Annotated in this window: 17 protein-coding genes; 10 read left to right on the top strand and 7 right to left on the bottom strand. The window is 67.8% G+C overall.

What is annotated here, in order from left to right; translation table 11 throughout:
- The first annotated feature begins 45 nt into the window (after positions 1 to 45).
- The 3 genes from FB464_RS13140 to FB464_RS13150 all read left to right on the top strand — a co-directional run bounded on the left by FB464_RS13140 (position 46) and on the right by FB464_RS13150 (position 3207).
- A complete protein-coding gene (locus FB464_RS13140) occupies positions 46 to 1494 on the top strand; it encodes a TrkH family potassium uptake protein (RefSeq protein ID WP_116413456.1) in 1449 nt (482 codons plus the stop codon).
- Entirely contained in the window at positions 1487 to 2158 is a 672-nt protein-coding gene (locus FB464_RS13145) for a potassium channel family protein (protein WP_116413455.1), read from the top strand. The genes FB464_RS13140 and FB464_RS13145 overlap by 8 nt, the downstream gene beginning before the upstream one ends.
- Before the next feature lie 86 nt (positions 2159 to 2244).
- Positions 2245 to 3207: a cation diffusion facilitator family transporter gene (locus FB464_RS13150; protein ID WP_116413454.1), complete on the top strand. Its 963-nt coding sequence runs from the start codon at positions 2245 to 2247 to the stop codon at positions 3205 to 3207.
- Between the two features lie 3 nt (positions 3208 to 3210).
- On the opposite strand, the gene tadA is transcribed toward FB464_RS13150, so the two are convergent.
- Positions 3211 to 3753 carry a tRNA adenosine(34) deaminase TadA gene (gene tadA / locus FB464_RS13155; protein WP_281279777.1) on the bottom strand — a complete coding sequence of 181 codons (543 nt, stop codon included), beginning with the start codon at positions 3751 to 3753 and terminating at the stop codon, positions 3211 to 3213.
- Between the two features lie 67 nt (positions 3754 to 3820).
- On the opposite strand from tadA, the gene upp reads away from it, so the two are divergent.
- The 4 genes from upp (at position 3821) to FB464_RS13175 (ending at position 7850) form a co-directional block, all read left to right on the top strand.
- Positions 3821 to 4453 (top strand): uracil phosphoribosyltransferase, encoded by a 633-nt coding sequence (gene upp / locus FB464_RS13160; protein ID WP_116413453.1) that lies wholly within the window; start codon positions 3821 to 3823, stop codon positions 4451 to 4453.
- Between the two features lie 408 nt (positions 4454 to 4861).
- Positions 4862 to 5602, top strand: coding sequence for a winged helix-turn-helix domain-containing protein (locus FB464_RS13165; protein ID WP_116416408.1), 741 nt, complete (start codon positions 4862 to 4864; stop codon positions 5600 to 5602).
- A 362-nt stretch (positions 5603 to 5964) separates the two neighbouring features.
- The gene (locus FB464_RS13170) at positions 5965 to 6456 is read left to right on the top strand and encodes a MarR family winged helix-turn-helix transcriptional regulator (protein WP_116413452.1); all 492 of its coding nucleotides are present in this window, start codon (positions 5965 to 5967) and stop codon (positions 6454 to 6456) included.
- A complete protein-coding gene (locus FB464_RS13175) occupies positions 6456 to 7850 on the top strand; it encodes a cryptochrome/photolyase family protein (RefSeq protein WP_116413451.1) in 1395 nt (464 codons plus the stop codon). The genes FB464_RS13170 and FB464_RS13175 overlap by 1 nt, the downstream gene beginning before the upstream one ends.
- Before the next feature lie 30 nt (positions 7851 to 7880).
- Here the strand turns inward: FB464_RS13175 and FB464_RS13180 are convergent, their stop codons facing one another.
- Entirely contained in the window at positions 7881 to 8972 is a 1092-nt protein-coding gene (locus FB464_RS13180; protein WP_116413450.1) for a hypothetical protein, read from the bottom strand.
- Between the two features lie 98 nt (positions 8973 to 9070).
- Here FB464_RS13180 and FB464_RS13185 point away from each other — a divergent pair, with 98 nt between their 5' ends.
- The gene (locus FB464_RS13185) at positions 9071 to 9664 is read left to right on the top strand and encodes a molybdopterin-dependent oxidoreductase (protein ID WP_116413449.1); all 594 of its coding nucleotides are present in this window, start codon (positions 9071 to 9073) and stop codon (positions 9662 to 9664) included.
- 16 nt (positions 9665 to 9680) lie between these two features.
- Positions 9681 to 10412, top strand: a complete 732-nt coding sequence (locus tag FB464_RS13190; RefSeq protein WP_281279804.1) for a ferredoxin reductase — start codon at positions 9681 to 9683, stop codon at positions 10410 to 10412.
- A gap of 15 nt (positions 10413 to 10427) precedes the next feature.
- Here FB464_RS13190 and FB464_RS13195 read toward each other — a convergent pair whose 3' ends face one another.
- From FB464_RS13195 to FB464_RS13215, 5 genes are all read right to left on the bottom strand, one after another.
- Positions 10428 to 12068, bottom strand: coding sequence for a TolB family protein (locus FB464_RS13195; RefSeq protein WP_116413447.1), 1641 nt, complete (start codon positions 12066 to 12068; stop codon positions 10428 to 10430).
- Positions 12069 to 12124: 56 nt separating this feature from the next.
- Positions 12125 to 12877, bottom strand: a complete 753-nt coding sequence (locus tag FB464_RS13200; protein WP_116413446.1) for a dienelactone hydrolase family protein — start codon at positions 12875 to 12877, stop codon at positions 12125 to 12127.
- Positions 12878 to 12923: 46 nt separating this feature from the next.
- On the bottom strand, positions 12924 to 13898 hold the full coding sequence (locus FB464_RS13205) for a TIGR03557 family F420-dependent LLM class oxidoreductase (protein ID WP_116413445.1): 975 nt from the start codon (positions 13896 to 13898) through the stop codon (positions 12924 to 12926).
- Positions 13899 to 13986: 88 nt separating this feature from the next.
- Positions 13987 to 14574, bottom strand: coding sequence for an MOSC domain-containing protein (locus tag FB464_RS13210; RefSeq protein ID WP_116413444.1), 588 nt, complete (start codon positions 14572 to 14574; stop codon positions 13987 to 13989).
- Positions 14575 to 14866: 292 nt separating this feature from the next.
- Entirely contained in the window at positions 14867 to 16591 is a 1725-nt protein-coding gene (locus tag FB464_RS13215) for a TolB family protein (RefSeq protein ID WP_116413443.1), read from the bottom strand.
- A gap of 170 nt (positions 16592 to 16761) precedes the next feature.
- Between FB464_RS13215 and FB464_RS13220 the strand changes: the two genes are divergently transcribed.
- Positions 16762 to 17568, top strand: coding sequence for an endonuclease/exonuclease/phosphatase family protein (locus FB464_RS13220; protein ID WP_246093059.1), 807 nt, complete (start codon positions 16762 to 16764; stop codon positions 17566 to 17568).
- Positions 17569 to 17621: the final 53 nt, after the last annotated feature.

Below are 17621 nucleotides of genomic sequence, written 5' to 3' on the forward strand. Positions count from 1 at the left end.
CCGGCCGCGTTGTGTCCGCAGGGCACGAGTGCCAAGCTGGGGGGCATGAGTCAGGGCGCACCGGTCAGAGCGCCCCGGTACGGAGTGCGTTCGGGCTCGCGCCGCTTCCGCGACGCCGTCGAGGACTTCTCCGGCCGCTCCCCGTCGCGCTTCGCCGTCATCGTCTTCGTGCTCCTGATCGTGCTGTTCACGTTTCTCTTCTCGCTGCCGATCTCGAGCGCGACCGGCACGTCGACGAACCTGGCGGATTCGCTCTTCACCGCCGTGACCGTCATCTGTGTCACCGGGCTCTCCACCGTCGACATGGCCACCCACTGGTCGTTCTTCGGCGAGGCGGTCATCTACCTCGGCGTGCAGATCGGTGCCCTCGGAGTGCTGACGCTCGCCTCGATCCTCGGCCTCGTCGTCTCACGGCGGCTCGGCCTCCGCTCGCGGATCCTCGCGGCCGGCGAAGCAGACCCGTCGCGCACCCATTCGGGCGTCGCAGGTGCGAGCCAGGCCGTGCGACTCGGCGAGGTGGGCGGGCTGCTCGCCACCGTGGCCGTCAGCGCCCTGGTCATCGAGGGCGGCCTCGCCCTCCTCCTCTTCCCCCGGATGCTGATCGACGGTATCCCCGTCGGAACGGCCGCACTCCAGAGCCTCTACTACTCGGCGATGGCCTTCACCAACACGGGCTTCACCCCCAACGCCGACGGGCTCGCCCCGTACGCGTCGGACTACTACTTCCTCACCGTGCTGATGATCGGCGTCTTCCTCGGCAGTATCGGCTTCCCGGTGATCTACGCCTTCTCGCGGGCTCTCCGCACGCCCGGGCGCAACCAGTGGTCGCTGCACGTCAAGCTGACCCTCGTCACCTCGGTCATCCTGCTGGGGGCCGGCGGCATTCTCTACTTCGCCCTCGAGTTCTCGAACCCGGCCACGTTCGGCCCGCTGAACGGGTTCGACAAGGGCTTCCAGTCGCTGTTCCTGTCGACGATGACACGGTCGGGCGGCTTCTCGACGATCCCCATCGACCAGCTCAACGGTTCCAGCATGCTGGTGACCGACATGCTCATGTTCATCGGCGGCGGCTCGGCGTCGACGGCCGGCGGCATCAAGGTGACGACGATCGCGATCCTCTTTCTCGCCGCCTTCGCCGAAGCGCGCGGCAACGACCAGGTGCAGGCCTTCCGCCGTCGCATCCCGGTCGACATCCTCCGCCTCGCGGTCAGCGTCGTGCTCTGGGGCGCGAGCACCATCGCGATCTCGGCCATCATCATCCTGCAGATCTCGAAGGCCTCGCTCGACGATGTGCTCTTCGACGTGATCTCCGCCTTCGGAACGTCGGGTCTCTCGACCGGCCTCACCGCATCGCTGCCGGATGCCGGCGTCTACGTCATGGCGGCCACGATGTTCATGGGACGCATTGGTACAGTGACGTTCGCCGCAGCCCTGGCACTCAGGCAGAGGCGCCAGCTGTTCCAGAACCCCGAGGAGAGGCCGATCGTTGGCTAGAGACAGGTCGACCGGCGCTCCGGTGCTGGTCATCGGGCTCGGCAGGTTCGGTGCTGCCGCCGCCGACAAGCTCGAGCAGCTGGGGCGGGAGGTGCTCGTCATCGACACCGACGCGATGCTGGTGCAGAAGTGGGCGACGCGCGTCACGCATGTGGTGCAGGCCGACGCGACAGATCTGGATGCCCTGCGGCAGATCGGCGGCCAGGACTTCGATGTGGCGATCATGGCGGTCGGATCATCCGTCGAAGGCAGCGTTCTGATCACCGCGAACCTCGTCGACCTCGGTGTCTCGCAGATCTGGGCGAAAGCGATGTCGAAGTCGCACGGCACGATCCTGGAGCGCATCGGGGCGAACCACGTGATCTATCCCGAGGCGGAGTCCGGCGACCGGATCGCCCACCTCGTATCGGGGCAGGTGCTCGACTTCATCGAGTTCGACGACGAACTCTCGCTCGCCAAACTCCGCCCGCCTGAGGTCGCCCGCGGGGGCGCACTGCAGGGTCTCGGGCTCCGCCGCCGGTACGGCATAACCGTGGTGGGCGTGAAGTCGCACGGCGCCCCCTTCGTCTACGCAGGCGCCGCCACCGAGGTCGGCGCAGACGACTTCATCGTCGTCTCCGGCACGGCCTCGGACATCGACGCGTTCGCGCGACTGCCGCGCTGACCTGCCGCACCGGCCACCGCCGCTGACCTGCCGCGCCGGTCGGTTCTACACTGGGCCAAGGGCTGGAACGAACGAGGGAACATCACGTGAGCACAGGCGGCGGCAACAGAGCGATCTTCGCAGCGCTCGGCGCGAACATCGGTATCGCGGTCATCAAATTCATCGCCTTCGTCTTCTCTGGGTCGTCGTCGATGCTCGCCGAGAGCGTGCACTCCCTGGCCGATTCCGGAAACCAACTCCTGCTGCTGCTCGGCGGCCGGAAGGCCAAGAAGGCCGCCGACAGCGAGCACCCGTTCGGCTACGGCCGCGAGCGCTACGTCTACGCCTTCGTCGTGTCGATCATCCTGTTCTCGGTGGGCGGGGTGTTCTCCCTCTATGAAGGCATCGAGAAGATCGGGAACCCGCACCCGATCGAGACGCCCTGGCTGCCGATCGCCGTGCTGTTGGCCGCGATGGTGCTCGAAGGCTTCTCACTCCGCACCGCGATGAAGGAGAGCAACCACACGCGCGGGAAACAGAGCTGGGTGCAGTTCGTGCGCCGCGCGAAGGCGCCCGAACTTCCTGTCGTGCTGCTCGAGGACTTCGCCGCCCTGGTCGGCCTTGCGCTCGCCTTCGTCGGTGTGCTGCTCGCCATCATCACTGGCAACGGCGTGTTCGACGGCATCGGCACCATCGGAATCGGCGTGCTGCTCATCCTCGTCGCGCTCGTGCTCGGCATGGAGACGAAGAGCCTGCTGGTCGGCGAAGGGGCCAGCGAGGTCGACAACCGCGCCATCCTCGACGCCATCGAGGCGGGCGACGAGGTCGAGCGGGTCATCCACATGAAGACCCTGTACCTCGGGCCCGACGAGCTGCTGGTCGCGGCGAAGATCGCTCTCCCGGCGAGCGCACGGCTCGAGGATGTCGCAACCGCCATCAACTCGGCGGAAGCACGCATCCGCGCCACCGTGCCGATCGCGCGCGTGATCTACCTCGAACCGGACGTGTATGTGGCACCGGTCGACCCCGCGACGCCGACCGAGGCGATCGTGATCAGGGCGTCGGACTGAGGGTCACGACGTCGCACTGAGCGGTTTTCCGTCGCCCGGTTCCGAGTCACCCGATCCGCCCCGTCCGCGGAAGAAGTCCGACAGCAGGGTGCCGCACTCCTCTGCACGCACCCCCGCGAAGACCTCCACGCGGTGGTTCAGCCGACGGTCCCGCAGCACGTCGTAGACCGAACCCGCGGCACCCGCCTTGTCGTCCCACGCCCCGAAGACCACGGTCTTCACCCGCGCCGCGAGGATCGCTCCGGCGCACATCACGCACGGCTCGAGGGTGACCACCAGGGTCGATCCCGGCAGCTGCCAGTCGCCTTGCTGCGCGGCGGCCTCCCGCAGCGCGACGACCTCCGCGTGCGCGGTGGGGTCGTGCAGCAGCTCCCGTTCGTTGCGGCCCCGCCCGATGACCCGGCCCGACGCGTCGAGCACGACAGCGCCGACGGGCACATCGGCGCTCATCAGTGCGCCGGACGCCGCGGCGAGGGCTTCGAGCATCCACCGGTCGTGCTCGGGGGAGACGGGGAGCGGGAGGCCAGGGAGCGGGGAATCTGCCACAGCACCCAGCTCCTCTCCGACGCACGGCACGAGTGACCCGAAGCGGACACCCCTGTAGATTGAGCCTATGCGAGTACACGTTGCCGACCACCCGCTCATCACGCACAAACTGACCGTGCTGCGCGACAGGACCACCCCCTCGGCGACCTTCCGGGCCCTCACCGAGGAGCTCGTCACGCTGCTGGCCTACGAGGCGACACGGAACGTGCGCGTCAACGAGGTCACCATCGAGACCCCCGTGACGACCACCACCGGCGTGGCCCTCAGCGAGCCGCGTCCGCTGGTCGTTCCGATCCTGCGGGCCGGGCTCGGGATGCTCGAAGGCATGGTCAAGCTCGTCCCCACCGCCGAGGTCGGCTTTCTCGGCATGGTGCGGAACGAGGAGACCCTGCAGCCCACCACCTACGCCGAACGCCTGCCCGACGACCTCAGCGACCGGCAGTGCTTCGTGCTCGACCCGATGCTCGCCACCGGCGGCTCGCTGAGCGCGGCCATCGACTTCCTGTTCGACCGTGGCGCCGTCGACGTCACCGCCATCTGCCTCCTGGCCGCGCCCGAAGGCGTGGAGATGCTCGAGAAGCGCACCGAAGGCCGCGACGTGACGCTGGTGCTGGGCGCACTGGATGAGCGGCTGAACGAGAACGGCTACATCGTTCCCGGGCTGGGCGACGCGGGCGACAGGCTCTACGGCCTGGTGTGAATATATTGCTCGCCGCCGCTCCTGCGGCGAGCTGTCCGTAGCGTCCGCCCTCTTTTCGCTGGATCCGCGCAAAAGAATTGACATGGACGCCGATAATCGGCTTTACTCATGACTATGTATGACAACGCGCCCACCCCAACCTCCTTCGAGGCTCTGAGGAACGCCGGCATGATGATGCCCGGCGGCGCCGTCATGTGTTGTCGAATGTGTCGCTGACGAGAACACCCCTCCTCGCCGAGCACTGACAGACCGAACGCCCGCTTCCCTGCCGGCGTCATCGGCAGAGTGCTCCCGGATACCCGCATCCCGGCATCCGTTCTCCGGCTCAAGCCGAATCGACTCACAGCACCGTTCTGAAGGCCCTCACGGTCGCCGGTGCTCAGCATCATCATCCAAAGGATCACCACTGTGTCCATCGCACACCTGACCAGCCCCCGCACCACCTCCTACGTCGCCCCGGCCGAGACCCCGGTCATCCACGCCGCACCGGCGCCCGTCGCCGCCGCCCCCTCCCACATCCGTGCCGTGCCCGCCGGCACTGAGGCCCGCGGCTTCGTCGTCTACGTCGGAATCGATGAGGAGAAGGCCGAAGCCGACGGCACGTCGCTCGGCTCGATCGTCTCGCAGATCAAGGCACTCGTCGCCCAACTCGCCCCGAGCTCAGAGACCTACGCCGCCGTCGCCCTCGCGCCGCGCGGTTCCGGAGGCCGGGATGTCGAGGTCGTACGCCTGGCCCTCCAGGACCCGGCCGCCCTCGCCAAGCACCGCCAGACCACCGAGCCCGAAGCGGAGGCCGACCGGGCCCGCGACGGCGTCGTCATCGACCTCTCCCGCAAGCGCGTGCTGCTCGACAACGAGGCCGCGAACCTCACCTACAAGGAGTTCGAGCTGCTGCAGTACCTGGTGCTCCGTGAAGGCCGCACCATCGAGCGGGCCGAACTGATCTCCTCGCTCTGGGGCGCCGGCCACGAAGACCTCGACGACATCCCCAACGAGCGCACCATCGACGTGCACGTGCGGCGCCTCCGCGCCAAGCTCGGCGACTACGAGGACATCGTGCGCACCGTGCGCGGCGTCGGGTACCGCTTCGACCGCCACGCCGACGTGTCCGTGCGCCAGACCAGCACCCCCTCCCCCGACCTGATCTAGCCGCTCTCGTCCCTCCCTCCCTCCCTCCCCGAACCCGTTTCGCCGGAGTGCAAGGGACCCAAATCGCTCCGGCCCCGAGCGGTTGGCGCGATATGGGTCCCTCGACGCGGAGTGAAAACGACCTCTGGGCAAACTCTGGGGAAAATAACGTTTTGATAACTAGCGCTCCGTTACGCAACCGTTATATAGTTCAAGAGCGTTAGTTGTTTGCTGTGGCAGCGAAGCGCGGAATGTGATTGCAGGACACTCTTGGTGCAAGGGAAAGAGCCGGTCGTTAGCCTCTACGACCGGCTCTTGTCCGTTTAACGGGCACTGTCCGCAACCCGCCCGCCGGGACGCCAACCACGAACTACCCTGTATTCATGACTGACAGAAGCCCCGTGACGAAGGTGTCGCCGATCGCCTCCTGGGAGGCCCTCTTCCGGGCCCAGGTGCAGGTGATGCGCACCCTGGCCGAGGACTTCCCCTTCAAGGGCATCTCCCTCACGGAGTACGACGTGCTGTACACCCTCTCGTTCCAGCCGAACCGGCGGATGCGCATCCGGGACCTGAACTCCCGCACCCTGCTCACGCAGCCGAGCGTCTCGCGTCTCGTCGACCGCCTGTCGTCCCGCGGGCTGGTCAACAAGTCGGTGGATCCCTCCGACGGGCGCGGCACGATCGTCTCCCTCACCGGCGCGGGGTACGAGATCTACCGCGATGCCGCCCGCACGCACGGCCGCTCCATCACCAGCCAGATGACCAAGGCGCTCACCGACGACGAACTCGCCCAGCTCGCGGTGCTCTGCGACAAGCTCCGCATCGGCGTGAGCGGCATCGACGACGACTGCGTCGTGGAAACTCCCGACGCCTGATGGCCTCGCCGAGCATCGTCTGGTTCCGCGACGACCTGCGGGTGGGCGACAATCCCGCCCTGCATGCCGCCGCCGAACGCGGCGAACCGATCGTCTGCGTCTACGTGTTCGACGAGCAGACCGACTACTCCGACACCTCCGTCTTCAGCGACGACTCCCCCGGCATCAGGCCGAACGGCGGCGCCGCGAAGTGGTGGATGCACCACTCACTCGAAGCCCTCGCCGGGGAACTGGATGCCCGGGGCCTCGCCCTCACCTTCCGCTCCGGCCCCGCCGCCCAGGTCATCGCCGGGCTGCAGCGGGAGACCAACGCCGGCGCGGTCTACTGGAACCGGCGCTACGGCCTCGCCGAGCGTGAGCTCGACGCGTCGATCAAGTCCAGCCTCAAGGAGGCCGGTGTCGAGGCGCGGAGCTTCCAGGCGAACCTGCTCTTCGAGCCGTGGACCCTCCGTACCGGCCAGGGCCAGCCCTACAAGGTCTTCACTCCGTTCTGGCGGGCGTGCCTCGGTGCGCCCACCCCGCGACATCCACTGCCCGCACCGTCGGCCGGTCACGTCACGGGCGCGAAGACCGTCCCGTCCGAGAAGCTCGGCGACTGGGCGTTCCTGCCGACGAGACCCGACTGGGCCGGAGGGCTCCGCGACACGTGGACGCCCGGCGAAAAGGCGGCCCACGCTGAACTCCGCGCCTTCGAGGCGGAAGGGCTCGGCGACTATCAGCGCGAGCGCGACTTCCCCTCCCAGGACGCGACGTCACGCATGTCGCCGCGGCTCCGGCACGGCGAGATGAGCCCGTTCCAGGTCTGGCACGGTGTGCGGGATGCTTCGTCGGCAGAGGGTGCAGCATCCTTCCTCCGCGAGGTCGGCTGGCGCGAGTTCGGCTACCACCTGCTCTACCACTGGCCGAAGCTCGGCACCGAGAACATGCGCCCGGCGTTCAACGCGTTCCCGTGGAACGACCCCGACCCCGAGGTGCTCGGCCGCTGGCAGCAGGGACAGACGGGCATCCCGATCGTCGACGCCGGCATGCGGGAGCTCTGGCAGACCGGCGTGATGCACAACCGCATCCGGATGGTCACCGCCTCGTTCCTGGTGAAGAACCTGCTGCTCGACTGGCGGCTCGGCGAGGCCTGGTTCTGGGACACCCTGGTCGACGCCGATCCGGCGAGCAACACGATGAACTGGCAGTGGGTGGCAGGTTCGGGTGTGGATGCCGCACCCTACTTCCGCGTGTTCAATCCGGAGCTGCAGGCCAAGAAGTTCGACAAGCACGGGGAGTACATCAACCAGTACGTGCCCGAGGCGGGAACGCCGGGGTACCCGGAGCCGATCGTCGACCTCGGCGAGTCCCGGAAGCGCGCGCTGGCAGCGTACGACACGATCAAGGGCAGCTGAAACCGGCCCGCAGGTGCTCGGCGCGGGCGTTCAGCCGCCTGCGACCGGAGCTGGCGTGGGCGGCTGTGTCGGAGTCGCCGGCACCTGCAGCGTGCTGTCGAGGCTCCGCCCCAGCTCCTCGGCCTGCGCGTTGAGCGCCTGGAGCTGGTCGCGCAGCGCGTCGTACGCCGCGATGTCGCTCTGGATGCCCGCATACCGGTTCGCGAGGTCGGTCTGCCGGGCCTCGAGCGCCTCCCGCTGCCGGTCGAACTCGGCACGGCTGGAGATGTCGCCCGCGGCTGCCCGGATGTTGAACTCGGCCACATCTGCGCTCAGGGTGTCGCTGTCGGCGGAGTACTGCGAGCTGTTGCGGTCGATCGCGTCGCCCGCGGCGGTGACCTGGGCCGCGAGCGCACTCTCCTGCTCGTGGATCTGGCTGAACACCGCCTCGAACGACGCGTTCAGGGCGACGACCTTCGTGCGGTCGGTGAAGTACTTCGCGTAGTGCGTCTCCAGCTCGGGGCTGAGAGCGGCGACCTCCGTGCCGAAGATCGAGTGCAGCTCATTGTCGCGCTGGCCCGGCTCGGTCTCGGCGTAGCTCAGCATGCGGGCGGCGAGCTCGGGGTCGCCTTTGTGGGCGTCGTACTGCTGTTCGAGCAGGCGGTCGAGGTCGCTGCGGTCGGAATCACTCAGCCGCGCATAGACCGCGTGCAGCATCTCGTGCGCGGCCGTCACCCCACGGATGCCGCTCAGCCGGGCATCCGGCACATCGAAGACATGGATGCTCGAGCCGGTGTAGCAGCCGAGCAGCACGAAATCGTCGGTCGACGACCCGCAGACGCTCAGGAAGTCCGCCGCACTCTCGACCGTCGGCGCACTGGCGTAGAAGTAGAACCGGCCCTCGTCGCCCATGCCGGATTCGTCTGCCATGGCGGTGATCGCGGGGCTCGGGCGGTATTGCCAGACCTCGACCTGGTCTTCGACGCGCTGGTGAACGAAGCTCCACGCCACCGCCCCCACGGGCACCCCGACGATGACCGTGACGACTACGATCAGGGCGATGCGTCGAAGCAGGGCGGATGCCCGGCTGCGCGGCGGCGGCTCGAACTCGTCGCCCGGGGAGTCGAACTCGAAGAGCGTCATACGATCTTCCTCCCCGGGTAGTACGGCACGGGCATCCCGTTCGCTAGATTGAGTTTAAAGATCATGGGGCACCACTCGCTTCTCGAAAGGAAGAGATCATGGGTATTTTCTCTCCAGGCTTCGTCGGAAGGCGGCGGGACGCGAACCCGCTCCTGCCCCCGGGGCAGTACGAAGTCACGAACTTCCCGGTGCTCTCCGCCGGCCCGACGCCGGCGATCGCGAAGGATGACTGGGCGTTCTCTGTGCGCACTGCCGAGGGAACGGCCAAGGCCTGGAACTGGGAGACGCTGATGGACAACCCCATCGACGACTTCACGGTCGACCTGCACTGCGTGACGAGGTGGTCGCAGTTCGGCATGGGCTGGCGCGGCGTCTCGCTCGACCACCTGCTCGACGGCGTCGACACCACGCCCGAATTCGCGATGGCCTCGTGCTACGGCGGGTATACGACGAACGTTCGCACCTCTGACCTGCTCGGCGGCAAGGCGTGGATCGCGTTCCAGTTCGACGGATCCGACCTCGCACCCGAGCATGGCGGGCCTGCACGGCTGCTCATCCCGCATCTCTACCTCTGGAAGAGCGCGAAATGGGTCAACAGCATCACTCTGATGAGCCACCACGAGCTGGGCTTCTGGGAACAGTACGGTTACCACGACGTGGGCGACCCGTGGAAGGAGGAACGCTATTCCTGAGTGGCAGCCCGCGCAGCTGGTCGCGGCGCACGATGAGACGGCGACGGCACGGAGCCTGGTGTTCGACATCCCCGGCTGGCCGGGTCACCTCGCAGGGCAGCACGTCGACGTGCGGGTGACGGCTCCCGACGGGTACACGGCCTCGCGCGAATACTCGATCGCCTCGGGCGAGGTGGATGCCGCACCCTCCGGTCTCGGTGCGTCAGGGGTGAACGTGGAACTCTCCGTCGAGGAACTCGACGACGGGGAGGTGTCGCCGTACCTCGTGCGGGGGCTCGACATCGGCGACCACCTCGAGATCCGCGGACCCGTGGGCGGATACTTCGTGTGGACGGCCGCGCAGACCGAGCCCGTGCAACTCATCGCGGGCGGGTCAGGGGTCGTGCCGCTGATGTCGATGCTGCGGACGCATGCTGCCGCCGGGCATCCGTCGCCGATGCGCCTGCTGTACTCGGTGCGCGGGCCGCAGTTCGCGTTCTACACGGATGAGCTCCGCCGGCTCGTCGACTCGTCGAAGGGGTCACTCACGGTCGACTACGCGTTCACCCGTGAGGCCCCGTCGGGGGCGGACCGTTCGATCGGCCGGCTGATGCGTGACGAACTGGAGATGCTCACGGTGCCGGTCGCTTCGTCGCCCACCACGTACCTCTGCGGTCCGAACAGCTTCGTCGAGGGCATCTCGGGGTGGCTGGTCGAGCTCGGGCACCCGGCGTCGCGCATCCTGACGGAGCGGTTCGGCGGGGCGTAGCCCGCCGGCCCCGGCCTAGCGCATCCCCTTACGACGACGGGAGCCGCTCGCTGCACGGTGCGTCAAGCCGAGTCCTACCGCGAGGGCGAGGGCCGCGAGAAGCGCAAATGGCGCAAATGTGTCGTTTCCCGTCGAGGCCAACTGCCCCGACGAACCGCCCCGGGCGTCCGGCGAGGTGATCGCTGTCGCAGCCGCTATGGCAGGCAGCGTGGTGGCGGCGGGGGTTGCCGTCGGCGTGGGATCGGTCGGATCAACGAAAGGCGGAACGCCGACCTCGTACACCTGAGCCAGATTCATACCCGGGTCGACAGTCGTCAACCCGGGCGCCAGTGAGGTGAACGAAACGAACCGGCCGTCGGCGGAGATGCTGGGTTCGTCCGAGTCGTCGGCGCCACCGAGGCGACTCTGGCGCGCGAGGCTGACCATCAGGGTGGCCTTCCGTGCGAGGTCTCGCACATAGACCTGATTCTGCGACGTGACGCTCGGCTCGACGGTGGTGTAGGCAAGGTCGGAAGCGGTCGACGAGAACGCCACAACACGGCCATCTGCCGAGATGCTGGGAGTGCCCGAACTGCCGTCCGCCCGGGTCGAATTCGTCTTGTCGTAGCTGACCAGGACATTCGTCGCGGTTGCCGAGTCGTAGACGAAGACAGCGGCCGTCAGGCCGATCTGAAGCTCGCCCGTGATGTTGGAGGCGAACGAGCCGTACGCCACCCGGGACCCGTCGGCCGAGAGCGAGACGTCGGCGGACCCGTTGTCAGCGGCCCGTCGGGGCCCGGTCCCGGTCGCGAAGCTGACGAGAGTGGTCTTGTTCGTCGCCAACGTGCGCGTGAAGACCTGCATCTTGCCGTTGTCTGCACCCAGGTTCTTCGCGGTGCTCGAGAAGGCCACGGTCGAACCGTCAGCTGAGATGTGCGGGGCGATCGCGACGTTGTCGGCCAGTTCCGTGGAACTGCCGTCGCTGAGGCTCGCGACCGACGGCTTCGGGTGAGCCGACCTGCTGGCGACGAAGACCTCGAACCCGATGTTCGCTGTTGAACTGATGAGATCGCCCGACTGGGACTGGAAGGCGACCACGGAGCCATCACCACTGATCGAGGGCCGCACCGATTGAAGCTTCCCGCCGTCTTTCTCATCGAATCTCATGCTGATCAGGTCAGTCGAGGACCCGGGGACATCGCGCACGTAGACCTGCGAGGCGGGGGAGAGAGCTGCCACCACAGGGTGAAGCCCCGGCGCGTCGGAGTCGAACGCGACGAAACGCCCGTCGTCAGAGATCGACGGGTGTTCGGAGAGGCCGCCGCCGCCAGCGGTACCGCTGGCGTCCACACTCACCATGGTGGTGATGCCGGAGACCAGGTCGCGCACATACACCTGCTGGAAGCCGCCCGTCACGATGTCGGTCAGTTTCGCCTTCGAGACGAAGGCAACGAAACGACCGTCTCGGGAGACAACCGACTGGAGGGAGTTGGCACCCGCAGAAGCCCCGTTCGCGGCAACGCTCACCATCTCGATGGACCCCGGAGCAGGGACGATCGCCTGTGCCGCAGCGCCACCCAGCAGCACCCCTGCTGCGATCAGGGCAGTGACAACGATGCCGGCAGCGGCTTCGCGGGGAGGCGTGAAGCCCGAGCGGAGGGAGGAGAGACGAACCATGTGAGCTCCAAGGTGACTGAGGAAGTCTCACATTAGCACGAAGAGTCCTCGGCTCCCTACTCCGCCAGGTGGGTGTGGAAGAAGGCGTCGATGCGCTGCCAGGCGTCGGCCGCGGCCTCGGGCTCGGGGCCCGCGCCGAGGATCGCCTTCATCAGCGGACGCATCGCAGCCGGACCCGTCGGAGCGTCATTCAGGAACGAATGGCCGGCGGCGGGATACTCCTTCACATCGTGCGGGATCTTCCGCTCGGCGAGCGCCCCATCGAGCTTCGCTGCCGCGCCACGGAGGCTGTTGTCGCGGCCGCCGTAGCTGCCGACGATCGGGCAGGCACCGGTGAGTGCGGCATCCAGATCGCGCGGGAGCCGGCCGTAGTTCACCGACGCCACGTCGAACCCGCGGTCGGCGGCCGCCACCAGCGCGAACCCGCCGCCCATGCAGAAACCGAGCACGCCGACGCGTCCTGTGCAGTCGCCCCGCGCGACCAGGTAGGAGCGCGCGGCCTCGACGTCGACCCACGCACGCCCCTGCCCGCTCGTGATCGCCTGGAATGTGGCGCGGAGGCACTTGCGCACACCGCCGTCGACGAAGAGGTCGGGCATCAGAACGAGGAAGCCGGCCGCGGCCATCCGTTCGACCTGCCGTTTCATCACGTCGGTGAGCCCGAACGCCTCATGCACCATCACGACCGCGGGCCAGGGACCGGCGCCGGCCGGCACGGCGAGCACGCCGTGGAGGCCCGGGCTCATACCCTCCCGCGCCTGGCCGGTGAGGTCGACGTCGCTGACGGTGGGGGCACCCTGTTCGCTCATGCGCTGAGCCTACCGCCGGGCATCCAGAACCCCGGCGAGTGCAGCGTCACAGCGCCCTGAGCTTCTCGAGCAGAGGCTCGGCGACGGTGTCGAGGAACTCCTGCTGGCGCTGGTCTCCCACCTGCACGAGCGCGATGTCGGTGTAGCCCGCCTCGAGGAACGGCTTCACGCTCTCCGCGAGTTCGTCGAGATCGGGGCCGCAGGCGATGCTGCCGGCGACGTCCTCTTCGCGCACGAACTGGCTCGCCCCGGCGAAACCCGCCGTCGTCGGCAGGTCTGCGTTGACCGACCAGCCGCCGGCGAACCAGCGGAACTGGTCGTGCGCGAGTGTGATCGCCTCCGCCTTGTCTGGTCCCCAGCAGATCGGCACCTGCCCGATCGAGCGGGAGGCCGGCTGGTCGCTGCTGCGGGCGGCATTCCAGCCCGTGACCAGGTCTGCCTCCGGTTCGGTGGAGATGAGGTGGTCGCCGAGCGGCGCGAAGCGGGCGATCGACTTCTCGCCCGACACCGCCAGGCCGATCGGCACTCCGCCGTCGGGCAGGTCCCAGATGCGCGCCGAGTCCACGCGGAAGTACTCACCCTCCCAGGTCACGAGTTCGCCTTTGTGGAGCTCCCGGATGATCTGCACGGCCTCTTCGAGCATGTCCTGCCGGGCATCCACCATCGGCCAGCCCTCACCGACCACGTGCTCGTTGAGGTTCTCGCCGGCCCCCAGCCCGAGGATGAAGCGGCCGTCGGCGAGCAGCTGCAGCGTCGCCGCCTTCTGCGCGACGACCGCCGGGTGGTACCGCACGGTCGGGCAGGTGACGTAGGTGGCGAGTTCGACCCGGTTCGTCGCCTGCGCGACCGCGCCGAGCATGGTCCAGGCGTAGGAGGCGTGCCCCTGCGACACGAGCCAGGGCGAGTAGTGGTCGCTCGAGACCTCGAAGTCGAAGCCGACGTTCTCAGCGTCGACCGCGTACTTCACCAGCTCCTTCGGTCCACTTTGCTCGGTCATCAGCGTGTATCCCCAGCGGGTCATCGTTCCTCCAGTGCGGTGGGTTCGTGGTGGTGCTGCATCCCACGTTTCGCCACCCCTCGCAGCCTGTCAACCCGTTGCCCCGTGGCGCTCAGAACAGCACGGCACCGTTGGTCTCGAGGGCGATGGATGACCGCAGCACTGCACGGCCCACCGCCACCGTTCCGCTGCTGAGCGGTTCGCACCGCACGCCCCCTCGCCCCCGCAGGGCCTGGTGGGCACCCGGGGCCAGCATCACGTCCATCCAGGCGCACGGGTTTGCGGGCCGGTGCCCCTGGAACTCGACAGCACCCTGCCCGGAGTCGAGACTGAACCGCGCCTTCTTCAGCAGGTCGACGTCGATGCCTCGGAGCAGGATGTTGCGGCGGGTGGCATACGGATCGAGAGAGGCCTCAAGCCCGAGTATCCGTTCGACGTGTTCGACCGATTCGACGGCCATCACCGTGACGGACGCGCTGCGATGCGCTGCGTGACCGAAATGTCTGTCGCCGACGATGCCGAGGTGCGCCCGCAGTTGGATGCTCTGCCGCACCTCATCGGGCGCCCCCGTCGGCACGGGCCGCGGCCCGTCGCCCGGCCGCCCTTCGTAGCGGTGCAGTGGTGACGCGAGCAGGTGCACGATCTCCACCTCGTAGCGGTACGGCAGCTCCCCGTCGTTACCGCTCCCTGCCTGCTGCACCCTCCCAGCGTACGCCGGAGCGGCGACGCCCGGGCGGGGCTGGCCCGCGAGGTGGGACTCGCCGCGGGGTGGGCTCGTCCACGGATGGGACTCGCCCGCGGGGTGGGACTCGCCCGCGGGGTGGGCGAAAGGCGCAGGGCGCCGTCGAGGGCGGAGCCGCGACCATCCTCCGAGGGGGGGGTTAGGGGTGGTGGCCGCGGCTCCGGTCATGACTCGCGGCCGACGCCCGGGGGGAGGGAGCGACGACCGCGAGAACCTGGGGGCGGCAGTGGCCGAGCCACTGCCGCGAGGACTATTCGGAGTCCGCCGAGCTGCCCGCCTGCTTCTTTCGGCGGGCAGCCCGGGATCCGAACAGGATCGAGCCGCCGATCAGGGCGAGCGCCAGCGCGCCCACGCCTGCCGCGATGATCGGAGCCTGGCTCATACCGGTCGACGCCAGATGCCCGGCGCCTGAGCCTGAGCCCGATCCCGATCCCGATCCCGATCCATTCTGGTCGCCGCCACCCGAGGCCCCACCGCCGCCCGTCCCGGAGGTCGGCACGCCGGTTGCCGTGGGAGTCGCTGTCGGGTTCGGAACGCCGGTGCCGGTCGGAATGGGCGTCGGCGGCGGAGTGGTGGCGGGCGGAGCAACTGCGGCGATGGCCCGCAGGTAGGTCTGCGCATCCGGGGACGCAGCCGTCTCCGACAGGCCGGGGGCGACCGAAGTGAATCCGACGTAGTTGCCGTCGCCAGAGATCGCAGCCTCGTTCGAAGCAGCCGTTCCACCGGCACTGGGATTCGCTCGTTGCACACTCTCAGCCCGCGTCTTCGACGTCTCCACATTCCTCGTGTAGACCTGCGATTTGCCGGATGTCGCGATCGTTGTAAGGTCCTGCGACACGGAGGTGAACGCGACGACGTCGCCCTTACGGGAAATCGACGGCATCGAAGAGTCACCCACGGCACCCGACGTGCCGTCGGCATTGAACGTCACGAGGGTGTTCTGCTCGCGAACACGATCGTGCAGATAAACCTGCCGAGAGCGACCGATCCCGACCGTGACGAGATTGGCCGCTTTGGAGTCGTAGGCCACTCGGGAACCGTCGAAGGACACCGACGGATTGTCCGACGCCGCGTCACCGAACTCGGTCGTGTCGGCGGCGGCGTAGGTGATCAACGACGTGGTCGAGGCGAGGACACTGTGCAGGTAGATCTGCGCTTGCCCATTGCCTGTCTGACTGGTGATGTCACTGGCCGCACTGACGAACGCGACCGACTGCCCATCACCCGAGAGCGACGGGTGCGTCGAGTCGTCGTTCGGAAGGGTGACAGGGAGGCCGTCTCGGGCGCTCCCCAGCTGGATGGCCGGATCGGTCGCGTTCTCGGCGACGTAGACCTGGGTGTCCGTCGTCGTCAGGCCAGGCAGAATGTCGGTTGCCGCGGACTGGAACGCCACCTTCGAGCCGTCAGCCGAGATCGACGACCACTCCGAGTCACCGTTGCCGCCGGAGAGTTGACGAGGCGTCAGGCTGATCTTTCTCGTCGTTCCGCTCAACGTGTCACGCACGAAGACCTGTGTGAAGGCGTTGCCGATGTCGAGCGGAAGCGCGAGGTTGTGGGCCGCGGATGTGAAGGAGACGAACCGGCCATCCGCGGAGATGGACGGGTCGGTCGAGTCGGCGTTGGCCGAGTCCGTTCCGGCCATCGCCGCGCTCACGAGCGTCGTGACACCCGTGAGCTGGTCACGCTTGTAGACCTGCACCTTCTCATGGTTGCCGACCGTGACGAGGTCGTCTGAAAGCGATGAGAACGCGACGAACCTGCCGTCGGAGGACACGCTGCTCTCACCGGAGACATCGTCACCGGCGTTGGGCGGAGTCGCGGGCGTGACGCTCGTCATCACCGTCTGGTCGAGCGTCGGCAGCAGCGCCGAGGCCGCACCTGACGCGCTGAGGCAGACCGCGCCGACGGCCACCACCGCGCTGCCGAGCGCGACAAGGCGGCGAATGCGTGGGGTGGGAAGGGGGAGATGGGGCATGTGGTCCTCAAGACGCAGAGCAAAGAATGAGCATTGGTCAGCTAAGCTACAGGAGGTTCAGAGCAAGCCGCAACCCCGCCACCAAACCGCCCGTCCGGCGCCTACGAATACCACGCTGTGTGCAGGCGAGAGCCAGCACGAGCCCCTCAGCGAAGCTGGTTAGACTACTGGTGACAGACAGGGGTGCGACAGTTGGGTGGTTCGTTCTGAAGATCATGAGCTACAACCTGCGGCGGCATGCGGCCGTCGCCGAGTTGGAGGAGCTGGTCCTGCGCCACCCCGTCGATGCACTCTGCCTGCAGGAGGGTGAGGGCACCCGCATGCCCGAGCAGATCGGTGACCTGCAGCTCTCCGCGGCCACCTACAAGAGCGAGCTGGGCCTGGCGATCTACTATCGCCCCGACCGCTTCACAGCCCTCGACTCCCACGCGTTCACCCTGCGGAAGGCCATGCACGACCGCGTGCTGCTGCCGGGCATCGAACGCCTGCTGACGACGAGGCTCGTCGACCTGCAGTCCGGCCAGGACGTTCAGCTGGCCTCGTTCCACGCCTCACCGCTCTCCGCGACGAATCTGCTGCGACGCCAGCAGATCGCCCAGGCGCACGTGCACCTCACCGAGCTGACCGGCGACGTTCCGACGGTGATGACCGGTGACTTCAACTATCCGCTGCTCCGCGGCCGGCTCATCAAGCAGATCGAGAAGGCCGGATACTCGCTGTCGCTGAGCGATGGGCCGACGTACTACTACTCGAAGTCGGTGGCGTACCACTTCGACTTCGCGACTTCCAAGGGCATGGATGTACAGCTCGTCGAGACCCTGCCGAAGGGCCTCTCCGACCACCGCCCGATCCTCATCACCGCAGAGATCCTGAAGCGCCAGAACCTCCGCGAGCAGCAGGATCCGGCCAGGTCCGACGCCGACAGGCAGGACGCGGGCCACGACCCGCACAACCCCGTCCTCGACGGCGTCGAGTAACAGAGAGGGCCCCGTCAGGGGCCCCTTCAGGCCTTAAATAGGCACGAAAAAGA

The organism is Subtercola boreus, assembly GCF_006716115.1.
GTDB lineage: Bacteria > Actinomycetota > Actinomycetes > Actinomycetales > Microbacteriaceae > Subtercola > Subtercola boreus.